The 11,206-nt window shown below is 76.1% G+C and carries 9 protein-coding genes; 4 read left to right on the plus strand and 5 right to left on the minus strand.

The features are described 5' to 3' along the window. Window positions 1-16: 16 nt before the first annotated feature. A complete protein-coding gene (locus AB0E14_RS20905) occupies window positions 17-775 on the minus strand; it encodes a hypothetical protein (protein ID WP_362419877.1) in 759 nt (252 codons plus the stop codon). 172 nt (window positions 776-947) lie between these two features. Here AB0E14_RS20905 and AB0E14_RS20910 point away from each other — a divergent pair, with 172 nt between their 5' ends. Together AB0E14_RS20910 and AB0E14_RS20915 are read left to right on the plus strand one after the other, a co-directional pair. Beyond that, window positions 948-2,195: an MFS transporter gene (locus tag AB0E14_RS20910; RefSeq protein WP_362419880.1), complete on the plus strand. Its 1,248-nt coding sequence runs from the start codon at window positions 948-950 to the stop codon at window positions 2,193-2,195. Beyond that, on the plus strand, window positions 2,192-3,283 hold the full coding sequence (locus AB0E14_RS20915) for a sugar ABC transporter permease (protein ID WP_362419883.1): 1,092 nt from the start codon (window positions 2,192-2,194) through the stop codon (window positions 3,281-3,283). The genes AB0E14_RS20910 and AB0E14_RS20915 overlap by 4 nt, the downstream gene beginning before the upstream one ends. Here AB0E14_RS20915 and AB0E14_RS20920 read toward each other — a convergent pair. Further along, complete coding sequence (locus tag AB0E14_RS20920) at window positions 3,270-4,439, minus strand: acyl-CoA dehydrogenase family protein (RefSeq protein ID WP_362419886.1); 1,170 nt, start codon at window positions 4,437-4,439, stop codon at window positions 3,270-3,272. The two genes, AB0E14_RS20915 and AB0E14_RS20920, sit on opposite strands and share 14 nt — an antisense overlap. 171 nt (window positions 4,440-4,610) lie before the next feature. Between AB0E14_RS20920 and AB0E14_RS20925 the strand changes: the two genes are divergently transcribed. Both AB0E14_RS20925 and AB0E14_RS20930 read left to right on the plus strand, forming a co-directional pair. Beyond that, window positions 4,611-6,440 carry a CoA transferase gene (locus tag AB0E14_RS20925; protein ID WP_362419889.1) on the plus strand — a complete coding sequence of 610 codons (1,830 nt, stop codon included), beginning with the start codon at window positions 4,611-4,613 and terminating at the stop codon, window positions 6,438-6,440. Beyond that, window positions 6,437-8,557, plus strand: a complete 2,121-nt coding sequence (locus AB0E14_RS20930; RefSeq protein ID WP_362419892.1) for a class I adenylate-forming enzyme family protein — start codon at window positions 6,437-6,439, stop codon at window positions 8,555-8,557. Before AB0E14_RS20925 ends, AB0E14_RS20930 begins: the two co-directional genes overlap by 4 nt. Before the next feature lie 75 nt (window positions 8,558-8,632). On the opposite strand, the gene AB0E14_RS20935 is transcribed toward AB0E14_RS20930, so the two are convergent. Genes AB0E14_RS20935 through AB0E14_RS20945 form a run of 3 tightly spaced genes read right to left on the minus strand, consistent with a single transcriptional unit; the run spans window position 8,633 to window position 10,907 of the window. Further along, the gene (locus AB0E14_RS20935; RefSeq protein ID WP_362419895.1) at window positions 8,633-9,454 is read right to left on the minus strand and encodes a zinc ABC transporter substrate-binding protein; all 822 of its coding nucleotides are present in this window, start codon (window positions 9,452-9,454) and stop codon (window positions 8,633-8,635) included. Further along, on the minus strand, window positions 9,391-10,275 hold the full coding sequence (locus AB0E14_RS20940) for a metal ABC transporter permease (RefSeq protein ID WP_362419898.1): 885 nt from the start codon (window positions 10,273-10,275) through the stop codon (window positions 9,391-9,393). Before AB0E14_RS20940 ends, AB0E14_RS20935 begins: the two co-directional genes overlap by 64 nt. Then, window positions 10,272-10,907 carry an ABC transporter ATP-binding protein gene (locus tag AB0E14_RS20945; protein ID WP_362419901.1) on the minus strand — a complete coding sequence of 212 codons (636 nt, stop codon included), beginning with the start codon at window positions 10,905-10,907 and terminating at the stop codon, window positions 10,272-10,274. The genes AB0E14_RS20940 and AB0E14_RS20945 overlap by 4 nt, the downstream gene beginning before the upstream one ends. Between the last annotated feature and the right edge of the window lie 299 nt (window positions 10,908-11,206).

The following is an 11,206-nucleotide window of genomic DNA, read 5'->3' on the forward strand; positions in this document are numbered from 1 at the left end:
CGGTTGCCGCCTGCCGTCAGACGGCGGCGGCGACCGGTGGGGGACCCCGGGAGGTGAGGACGTGGGCGAGGAGGAGCCGTCGGAGCCGTCGGGCCCGCTCCTGGCGGCGGGCGCGGATCCGGGGACGGTGGGGCGGTGCCGGAAGCCGGAGGATCAGAAGGCGCGGCGTCGGCAGGAGGGCCGCGAGGGCGCGCAGGACGCGGAAGGCGGCGCGCTCGCCGTGCGCGAGCCAGAGACCGCACAGCAGCGCGGCCAGGAGGTGGGCGGCGAGCATGCCGCTCGCGGACAGGTCCGCCATGTCGTGGCCGGACATGGGTGTGAAGCCCATGGGGGCGTCGCCCATGAGGGTCCGGCCCATGGGAGCGTCGCCCATGAGGGTTCCCCCCATGGGGTCGTGACCCATGGTGTGCCGGCCCATGTCGGTGTGCCCCATGGCAGCGTGGACCATGTGGTCGTGGCCCAGGGCCGCGTGGGGGACGGGAGCCGTGGTCGCCGCCGGCGCCGGAGCCGTGGCGGGGCTGCCCGCGACGGCACCCGGCGACCGGGCGGCGCTCTGGGCCAGGGAGAACCAGCTGTGCAGCGCCGCCTGGGCGGCGACCGTCGCCGCGGTGACCCCGACGGGACCCCGTTCCCGGTCGGCGAGCCACCAGGACGCCCCGCCGGTCGCGGCGAACGCCGCGGTCAGCGCCCACCAGGGCACGGAGGCGTCCGACATGAGGGCGTGACCGGTGGCTGTGAGCACGACACAGGCGGCCGCGAACATCGCGGCCCGCATCCCTCGACACCACCGGTCCGGAATCATGGCGGGGGCCATCCTCGCACTCCCCTCCGTCCATGGGCACCGTCAGGTACGGAACCGTCCAGCTGCCTTGCTCAGTACGGGAGTTGTGGCACAGGTCACAGCGGAGGCGGGGAACCTCGTCGCCTCCCCGAACGACCCTTGCCTCATGACCACGGAGGGGGACGCGCGGGCGGAACGCCGGCTCACGGCACTGCTGACCTGCGCGATGGCGTTCTCGATGCTGCAGTTGTTCCTGCTCGGCGCGCTCGGGCCGCGGCTTGTCGACGAACTGGGCATCTCCGCCACGATGTTGGGGCTGACCACGACCATCGGCTTCGGCACGGCAGCCGTCCTCTCCCCGTCGGGCGGACGGGTCGTGGACCGGATCGGTCCCCGGCGCTCCCTCGTCCTGCTCCTCCTCGTCTCCTCGGCCGCGCTCGCGCTGATCGGCGCGGCGCCGGGCGCGGGCCTGCTGCTCGGCGCGGTCGCGCTGGGCGGTCTGCCGCAGGCGCTGGCGAACCCCGCGACCAACAAGGCCGTCCTCGCCGCCGTGCCGCCCGAGCGCCGGGGTGCGGTGACCGGCACGAAGCAGTCCGGTGTCCAACTCGGAGCGTTCGCGGCGGGATTGCCGCTTGCCGCGCTCGCGGGCGGGGTCGGCTGGCGGGGCGCCGTCTGGACCGCGGCCGGTACGGCGCTGCTCACCGGCCTGTGGGCGTGGCGCGCGCTCCCCACGGACCCGCCGCCCCAGGCCCCGGCCCAAGCCCAGGCCCAGGCCCAGGCCCAGGCCCCGGCCGCGTCCCCGTCCCAGGCCCCGGGCGGGCGTCCGTCGTTCGTGCCGCGCGGTCCGATCGCCCGGCTCGCGCTCTACTCGCTCTTCCTGGGCTGCGGCATCGCCTCGGTGAACACCTACCTCGCGCTCTTCGGCACGCGCGCGCTGGGCCTCGGGCCGACCGCCGCCGGGGCGCTGGTGGCGGTGCTCGGCGTGGCCGGGATCGCCGGCCGGATCGGCTGGTCGCGGGCGGCCCGCCCCGGCCGCGCCGAGTGGCTCCCGGGCCTGCTGGCCGCCGGCGCGGTCGGCGCGGCGCTCCTGCTCGCGGCCGCGCAGGCCGTGGGACCGGCCGCCTGGTTGGGCGCGGCGGCCGTCGGCGTCTTCGCGGTCGCGGGCAACGCGGTCTCGATGGTGCTCGTCCTCCAACGCGCCGCCCCCGGCCGGGCGGGCCGGGACTCCGCCCTCGTCGCGGCCGGCTTCTTCGCCGGCTTCGCCGTCGGGCCCCCGCTCTTCGGCCTGCTCGCGGAGACGGGCCGCTACGGCACCGGTTGGCTCCTGGTGGCCGCCGAGTTCGCCGCGGCGAGCGCGGTGGCGCTGGCGTGGGCCCGGAAGGACCGCACCCGCGGAACGGTCAAGGCCTCGTGACGCCGACGGGGCAGGCGCCGGACGCGGATCGGCCCGGCATGCGCGGCGGCGCGCCCGAGGGCTGGGCCGCCGAGGCGCTCGGGGACGTCCTCGACCGGGTGGCGGTGACCCGTGCCGAAGTCGGGCCGCGGTTCCCGCTGTTCGCCGAGCCCGAGACCGGGCGCTGGACCACGACCGGGCGCGGCTCGTGGACCGGCGGGTTCTGGGCCGGGCTGCTCTGGCTGCGGGCCAGGCACACCGGCGACCAGCGGGACCGCGCGGCGGCGATGGAGAGCACCGCCCGGCTCGCGCCCTGGGCGGAGGCCGACAGCGCGACACGGGGGCTCATCCTCTGGTACGGGACCGCGCTCGCCGACCACGACCGGGACGCCGAAGCCCTCCGGGCGCGGGCGGCACGCGCCTGCCTGAGGGACTTCGATCCCGAACTCGGCCTGGTCCCCTGGGGCGCGGCGCTCGGCGGTCCCCGCCTGCTGGCCCGGGCCGACGGCGTCCCCGGCCTGGTCCCGCTGCTCGCCACCGAGAGCGCCACCGTCGCCGACGCGCACCTCCGCACCCACCTGGACCTCTGCGTCCACGGCTCCGGAGGACCGCGCCCCGCCTGGCGGTGGGAGAGCGCCCGCGGCTGGCAGCCGTGCGAGGACCCGCCCGCCGACTGGGCCCGGGGCCGCGCCTGGCTCCTCCTCGCCGTGGCCGACACCCTGCTGACGATGCCGGGCCAGGCCCATCAGGCCCACGAGGCGCTGGAGTCGCTCCTGCCCCGCCCGGACGAGCCGCTCGTGCCGCCCGCGCACACCGGCCGGGGCGACGGCATCCTCGACACCTCCGCCGCCGCGATCACCGCCGTGGCCCTGGCGAAACTCGCGCTCCTGCCGGACGGCGACCGCTCGGCGCGGGCGTGGTACGCGGAGCGCTCGCGCGACACACTGCGCGGACTGGTCTGCGCGCACCTCACCGACGGCAGGCTCCTCGACGGCTGTTACGACGCGGGGAGCGCGACCGCCGTGCGCCACCAACTCGTCTGGGGCGATTTCTTCCTGGCCCTCGGCCTCGCCGCGCTCACCGGACTCGTCGACCTCACGGACGTATAGCCGCGGGGCCGCCCGCGCCCCTGCCCCGTAGGACGCGGCGGGCGACCGAGGTGATGTGGAGCTCGTCGGGGCCGTCGAGGATCCGCGCCGCGCGGCCCGTGCGGAAGAGCGCCGGCAGCGCGGTGTCCGGGCCGAGCCCCGCCGCGCCGTGCACCTGGATCGCCGCGTCCGCGACCTTCTGCAGCATCCGCGCGGCCGCGACCTTGGCCAGGCCCACCTCGGTGCGTGCGTCCCGGTCCGCCACCAGCAGCGCCACCGCCTCGTGCACCAGGGGGCGGGTCGTGCGCAGCGCCAGCAGGGCCTCGAAGACATGCTGCTGGACCAGCTGGTGGCCGGCGAGCGGCCCCCGCGAACCCACCCGGGACACCGCCCGGTCGCACATCAGGTCGAACGCGCGCTGCGCCTGGCCCAGCCAGCGCAGACACCGCAACGTCCGCCCCCACAGCAGCCGTTCACCGGCGACGGCAAGCCCCTGCCCCCGCCCTCCGACGAGATGGTCGCCCGGCACGACGACCCCGTCCAGTTCGATCTCCCACTGGCCGCCCGCCCCGAGCACGGGCAGTTCGCGCACGACCCGGAAACCGGCCGAAGCCGTGGGCACGAGCAGCAGCGACAGGCCCTCCCGATCGCAGTCCGCGCCGTCCGTACGGGCCAGCACCGTGACCAGGTCGGCGTCCCCCGCACCCGAGGTGAACCACTTCCGGCCGGTCACGCGCCAACTCCCGTCCGGGCGCCGCTCGGCGCGCGTCGCGGTCAGGAACGGGTCCGTGCCGGGCACGTCCGGCTCGGTCATGGCATAACAGGTCCGTGCCTCCCCGGCCACGAGCGGCTTCAGATACACGTCCCGTACCGCCGCGCTGCCGTGCCGCGCCAGCATTCGCACGTCGAGCAGCGGCGCCGAACCCAGGGCCGAGGGCCCGTGGTCGCTCGCCCCCTCCGCCTCGGCAAACGCGGCGTAGCGGTCCAACCCCAGCCCCCCGCCGCCCAGTTCGGCGGGGAGTGGCAGCGCCCACAGGCCCCGGTCCACCGCCTCGGCCCGCAGCTCCCGCAGGGCCGCGGCTGCCGCCGCCCCACCGGTGTCGAGCACGCCCTCGCGCGGCACGACCAGGGTCCGTACGAACGCGGCCACCCGCGCCTCCAGGGCCGTATCGGCCACGTCACTCCTCCGGTTCGGGTAGCGGGGTCCAGGTCCGGTTCGCCGGGAACCCGTGGGAACGGCTGTCCGACTGACTCATGCGTGGAACTGGTCGGGAGCGGACCCCTTCGGGTTCCCGCTCACCCAACACCCACCGGGCGCCGCCCACCGCCGCGCCGGGAGAGGAGAGGCATGACGACATCCGTCACGACCCCGACGGCCACGCCGCTCGACACGCTTCGGTTCGACGCGGTCGGGCCCCCGGAGGTCGCCGATGTCGTCGCCCGCCACCTGCGGCTGCTCGGCGCCACGCCCGCCTCCCTCGTCGCCCCCGGCCGCGAACAGGGTGCGGCGGGCGCCGAGTTGGGAGGCGGTGGCTTCGCCGCCGTCGAGGCCGCCGTGGCCTGGAGTGACGCGCCCGCCGCCCACGGGATCGGCGACGAGGCGACCGTCCAGGCCGCGACCGGCATCATGGCGGTGCACGGCCGTCGCGACGGTTCGCCGCGCGGACTCGCCGCCGACTTCGCCGCCACCGCCACCGGAGTCCTCACCGTGCAGGGCATGCTGGCCGCCCTGCTCGCCCAGGCCAGGGGCGGCGTCGGGCCCACCAAGGTCCGCACCTCGGCGGACCGCACAGGACTCCTCGCTGTCTCCCAGTACGTCGCCGCCGCCGGGGCAGACGAGGGGGAGGCCGCCGAACTTGCCCCCGGTGGACCACCGTTCACCTCCGCCGACGGCGTCCTGTTCGAGCTGGAGACCCTCGACCCCGGGGCGTGGGCGGCGTTCTGGCGGGCCCTCGACGCGCCCGCCGACGTCGTACGGTCGGGCTGGCGGCCCTTCCAGTTCCGCTACGCCACCGCCTGCGCCCCCTTTCCGGCCGCGCTCCACGCCACCACACGCGCCCACGGCTGGGAGGCCGTGCGCCGGGCCGCGAGCGTCTCGGGAGCCGAGGTCTGCGCCCTGCGCACCCTCGCCGAGCGCGCGGCGGAGGACGACGGCGCCGCCCCCTGGTCGCTCGGCCTCCTGCACCCCGGCGGCGCCGGGCGCCCGCCCGCGGGCACCGCCCCTGCCGCCACCGCGCCCGCGGGGGCCCTGCCCACCCGCGAACGGCCGCTCGCCGGCCTGACCGTCCTGGAGGCGGGCCGCCGCATCCAGGCCCCGCTCGCCGCGCACCTCCTCGGCCTTCTCGGCGCCGACGTCGTGCGGATCGAACCGCCCGGCGGTGACCCCCTGCGCGGGATGCCGCCCGCCTGCTCGGGGATCTCCGCCCGCTGGCTCGCCCTCAACCGAGGCAAGAGCGCCGTCGAGATCGACATCAAGGCGGCCGACGACCGACGCCGGCTGCGGGAGATGGCCGCCGAGGCCGATGTCTTCCTGCACAACTGGGCCCCCGGCAAGGCGGCCGAACTCGGCCTCGACGCAGCGGACTTCGCCGCCGTCAACCCGGCGCTCGTGCACGCGTACACCAGCGGCTGGGCCGGCCGGCTGACGGACGCCCCGATGGGTACGGACTTCATGGTCCAGGCCCGAACGGGCGTCGGCGAGGCCGTCCGCCCGCACGGCGAACCCGGTGCGCCCTCCCTGATGACCCTCCTGGACGTCCTCGGGGGTCTGATCGGCGCGGAGGCGGTGCTCGCCGGACTCCTGCTGCGCGAGCGCACCGGTCACGGGGTACGCGTGGACTCCTCCCTCCTCGGCGCCGCCGACACGCTGACCGCGCCCGCCCAGCGGCGGGCGGCCGGAGGCGCGGACCCCCGCCGCCCGGCCGGGTTCCGCCACCCGCTGCGCACGGCCGACGGCTGGGTCGCCCCTGCCGACACGTGCGCCGGGCGGGCGGGCGCGTACGACCTGCGCGAACTGCCCACCGACGAAGCCGTACGGCACCTGCGCGCCCACGGTCTGACCGCGACGGCGGTCACGACCGACCTCGCCGACCTGCACCACGACCCGCGGTTCGCCGGCTCGATCAGCCGCGACGCGCACGGCGCACCCGCAGTCCCCGACCCCTGGAGCCTCGCATGACCGCCGACAGCCTCACCGCCCCCGCCGCCCGGACCCCCGCCGCCCAGCTCCCTGACTCCCGGACCTCTCAGGCCGGGGCCCCTGACTCCCGGACCCCCGCCGCCCAGGCCCCTGATGCCCAAGCCCCTGACTCCCGGACCCCCGCCGCCCAGGCCCCCGCCGCCCAGGCCCCTGAAACCCAGGCCCCTGAAACCCAGGCCCCTGACACCCGGGCCCCTGACACCCGGGCCCCTGACACCCGGGCCCCCGCCGCCCAGGCCCCTGACTCCCGGACCCCTCAGGCCGGGGCCCCCGTCGCCCGGAACTCGGGCGGCGCCGGCGGCCTCCGGGACCTCCTGCCGGCCCGCCTTCGCCGCTCCTGGGCCGTCGACGGCACCTGCCCCGACCTCGACCTGTACAGCCTCTTCCGCGCACGCCAGATCGCCGAACTGCACCGCACGGCCGTCGTCGACTCCAAAGGGAAGCTCTGTTACACGGCCCTCGACCGCAAGGTCCGATGTCTGGCCACCGGTCTGCGAGAACTCGGCATACGGGAGGGCGACGTGGTCGGCGTCCAGCTCCCCGACAACCGCAACGCCGTCATCACCGACCTGGCCCTCGCCGCACTCGGAGCCGTAGCCCTGCCCTTCCCGGCCGGCCGGTGCGCCGAGGAGGCCGCCTCCCTGCTACGACGCGCCGAGGCCGTCGCCGTCGTCGCCGCGACCGAGCACCGCGACGCCCACCCCGCAGCCGACCTCCTGGCCCTGGCCCCCCAACTGCCCGCCCTGCGACACGTCGTCGCCGCCGGACCCGGTACGGCGCCCGAAGGGGCCGTGGCCTTCGCCCGGTTGCTGCGCGCGGACCCGGCCGACTTCGTCGCCGCCCGCCCCGACCCGGACAGCGCGGCGCGCATCCTCGTCTCGTCCGGCTCCGAGGCGGAACCGAAGATGATCGCGTACTCGCACAACGCGCTCGCGGGCGGACGCGGGAACTTCCTCGCCTCCCTCATCCCCGACGCCACTCCGCCGCGCTGCCTCTTCCTGGTGCCGCTCGCCTCCGCCTTCGGCTCGAACGGCACGGCCGTCACCCTCGCCCGGCACGGCGGCACGCTCGTGCTGCTCGACCGGTTCACCCCGGAGGCCGCCCTCGCGGCGATCCGGGACCACGAACCGACCCACGTCCTCGGCGTGCCGACGATGATCCGCATGATGCTCGACCGCCTCGACACGACGGGTGACGCGCCCGGCGACGCACCGGGTGACGAGCCGCGTCACGCGCTCGGTGACGCGCCCGGTGACCAGCCACGTCACGCGGCCGGTGACGCGCCCGGCGCTGCGCCACGTCACACGCACGTCGCCGTGCCGGGCGCCCGACTCCCCGCGCCCGTCGCCCTCGTCCTGGGCGGCGCGCCGCTCGACGAGACGACCGCGGCCGACGCGGCGGCAGCGTTCGGCTGCCCGGTCGTCAACCTGTACGGGTCGGCCGACGGCGTCAACTGCCACACCGGCCTGGAGAACCGGACCCCGCCCACCGACGGGACCGGTGTCGTCGCGGGCCGGCCCGACCCTCGGGTGGCCGAGATCAGGATCGCCGACACCGAGACCCACGCACCGCTCCCGGACGGCGCCGTCGGGGAGATCGTGGCGCGCGGCCCGATGACCCCGCTCTGCTACGTCGGAGCGCCCGAACTCGACGCCCGCTACCGCACCGCCGACGGCTGGGTCCGCACCGGCGACCTCGGCTTCCTCGACCCGGACGGGATCCTCCACGTGGTCGGCCGGCTCAAGGACATCGTGATCCGCGGCGGTGTCAACATCAGCCCGGCGGAGGTGGAACGCGCCCTCGCCTCGCACCCCGGGATCCGGGACGTCGTGTGCGTGGGCGTGCCGGACGACCTGATGGGGGAGCGGCTCGCGGCCTGCGTCGTGCCCCGTGCCGAGGTTCCCGCCGGCCAGGCCCTCGCGCTCGGCTCGCTCGGCGCGCACCTGACCGCGTCCGGCCTCGAACCGCGCAAGCACCCCGAGCGCCTCCTGACGGTCGCCGAACTCCCGCTGACACCCGCGGGCAAGCCCGACCGGGCGGCCCTGCGCGCCCGGCTCGTCACGGCCGGCGAGGACGTCCGGGCAGCGGCCGGATGACATGGGGGTGGGGGCGGCCCGGTCCGGGCCGCCCCCACCCCCACTTCCACCCTCGCCCTCACCCGGCGATCGGCGTCAGGGCGTCGTCGTGCCCATCGCCTTCTTCAGCTCGGCCGCCGCCGCCCGGTGGACGGCCAGCAGATCGAGGTCCTCGCCCGGGTAGTTGACGATCTTCACCTGCGTGGCACCGGAGTCGGGCAGCACCGTGCCGGTCGACATGTGCGCGTTGTCGAGCACCAGCGCCGGCTTCTTCTTCGACAGCTCCGCGAGCTGCCCGGGCGTGACGGCCTCAGGACCGTACGTGCCGACCGCCGTGGCTCCGGCGAGCTTCGCCGCCCAGGCGGTGAAGACCTGCGCGACCACGTTCGGGCTCTTCCCGCCGGGCCAGGCAGCCTTCAGCTCACCGGACAGCTTCGTGTACTCGGCGTCGAAGCCGGTCTTCCACGTCGTCGCGGCCTGCTCCGTGCCGAACAGCTTCCCCAGCCGGGTGACTTCGCTCCGCACCTTGTCGGCGTCGTTGTCGAGGCCGACCTCGACCAGCTCGGCCTTCGAGCCCGCCGCCTCCTTGATCTTCGCGGCGTACGGCTCGAAGGGCGCGTACAGCACGAAGTCGGCCTTCGCGACGGCGGCGAGGTCGGAGGGCTTGGGGTCGTAGTCGGGCGCGTGATGGGTGGACGGCGGCACGATCACCGTGATGTCCTCGGCGCCCGCCGCCTTGGCGAAGGCGCCCTCCCAGGTCGTCGTCACGACCACGACCGGCTTCCCTTCACGACCGCCGGCGCCGGACGAGGGCTCCGTGTCCCCACAGCCGGTCAGCAGGACCGATGCCGCGCTCAGTGCGAGGACGGGAAGGAGGGAGGCGATGCGGACGTGGGTGCGGACGCGGGTGCGCGCCATGGGCGGGTTCTCCGTTCGGGGACGAGATGGACGGCGAGGACGACGGCCCCCGCCGTCAGGACGAGGACGGGCCCGGGGGGCCAGTCCAGCCAGAGGGCGATGAGGAAACCGGTGAGGTTGACGGCGACGCCGACGGCGATCGCCCAGAGGGTGATGGACTTCAAAGAGTTGCCGAGCCGGCGGGCGGCCAGCGCGGGCAGCAGGGTCAGGGCGTCCACGAGGAGCGCGCCGGTCAGTTTGATCGCCCCGGCGACGGCGACGGCGACCAGGACGAGCAGGACGAGGGTCAGGGCGCGCACCGGCACTCCGGAGCAGAGCGCCAGCTCACGGTCGTACAGCAGGAGGGCCAGATCGCGCCGCTTCCACCAGAACAGGCACGGTACGAGGACGGCGAGCAGCCCGAGCACGACGAGATCCGCGGTGCCGACGGACAGGATCGACCCCCACAGCAGGGCGAACGCCCCGGAGGCGTTGACGCCCGACACGGCGAGGACCAGCAGCGCGGCGGCGATGGCGAGGCTCATCAGCAGTCCCATCGCCCCGGACAGTCCGTCGGGGGTACGGGCCAGGGGCGCGACCCCCGCGCCCGCGAGGGCGCAGGCGACCAGCGCGCACACCATCGGGTCGATCCCGGTCAGCAGGCCCACGGCGATGCCGAGCAGCGCCACGTGCATCATGGCGAAGCGCACCGGCATGATGTCGAGCCCGACGATCACCACGCCGATCACCGGCAGCCCGATCGCCGCGAGCAGCAGCGCGAACCCGGCGCGCTGCACCGGCAGCAGCCGGAGCAGTTCGCCGACGTCGGCGGCGAGGTTCACCGGGCCTCCCGCAGCCGTCCGGCGGCCATCTCCAGGACCCGGTCGCACCGCTCGGCCAGCGCCCGGTCGTGGGTCACCACGATCAGGGTGACCGGCAGGGACGTCAGCGCGTCGGACGCCTCCTCCTGGCCGTCGAAGTCGAGGGCGGCGGTCGGCTCGTCGGCGAGCAGCACCTGCGCCCCGGCCGCCACGGCGCCCATCGCCCGAGCGAGGTACACGCGCTGCAACTGCCCGCCGGAGAGCGTGTGCACGGGCCGCTCCGCGAGCCGGTCGACCCCGAGCCGGGCGGCGGCCTCGGCGGCCTCGCGCGCCGCGCCGCCGCTCGCCAGCAACTCGTGCGCGAGCAGCGGGAACCGGCCCGCGGCGGGCTTCTGCGGGATCCAGGCGCAGGCCCGGCGCCGCCAGGCCGCCTCAGCCGGGGAGCCGGTTCCACGGCCGCCGACCAGGATCGAGCCGCTCACCGGCCGGTGCAGCCCCAGGACGGCCCGCAACAGCGTCGTCTTCCCCGAGCCGTTGGTGCCGGTCAGCGCGATCCGCTCGCCGGCCGCGATCTCCAGATCCACGTCGGCGACGGCGTCGACCCGGCCGTGGCGGCAGGCGACCCCCCGCATGTGAACGTCAAGTCCGCCCATTCCCCGCCTTCCCGCCGCCTCGTGGAGTTCGCCCCGGTAGTCGGACGCGAGGTCCTTCGGGTTCCCGAGTCCGTCCGGTTCTCGTCGGACCGGGGTCCGCCGGGTCGTCGTCGGACCGGGGCCGCCCGGTGTCGTCGGACAGCCCGCCGTCCGGTTCTCGTGGGCGCGACGGCCGTCCGGCACGCGCCGGACCGGTGTCCGTCCGGAAGGCGTGCTCCTGTGGCCGGGAGGCATCGCTGCGGACCGCGCCGCTTGGTCAACGCCCGTATCCCTGAGCTACGTTGACCTCGACCGGGCGC

The organism is Streptomyces sp. NPDC047981 (assembly GCF_040653315.1).
Lineage (GTDB): Bacteria > Actinomycetota > Actinomycetes > Streptomycetales > Streptomycetaceae > Streptomyces.

Bases quoted from the DNA above. Each gene is read 5' to 3' on its own strand.
- AB0E14_RS20905 (WP_362419877.1), bottom strand. From the start codon at position 775: ATGCGGGCCGCGATGTTCGCGGCCGCCTGTGTCGTGCTCACAGCCACC.
- AB0E14_RS20910 (WP_362419880.1), top strand. From the start codon at position 948: ATGACCACGGAGGGGGACGCGCGGGCGGAACGCCGGCTCACGGCACTG.
- AB0E14_RS20925 (WP_362419889.1), top strand. From the start codon at position 4,611: ATGACGACATCCGTCACGACCCCGACGGCCACGCCGCTCGACACGCTT.
- AB0E14_RS20930 (WP_362419892.1), top strand. From the start codon at position 6,437: ATGACCGCCGACAGCCTCACCGCCCCCGCCGCCCGGACCCCCGCCGCC.
- AB0E14_RS20935 (WP_362419895.1), bottom strand. From the start codon at position 9,454: ATGGCGCGCACCCGCGTCCGCACCCACGTCCGCATCGCCTCCCTCCTT.
- AB0E14_RS20945 (WP_362419901.1), bottom strand. From the start codon at position 10,907: ATGGGCGGACTTGACGTTCACATGCGGGGGGTCGCCTGCCGCCACGGC.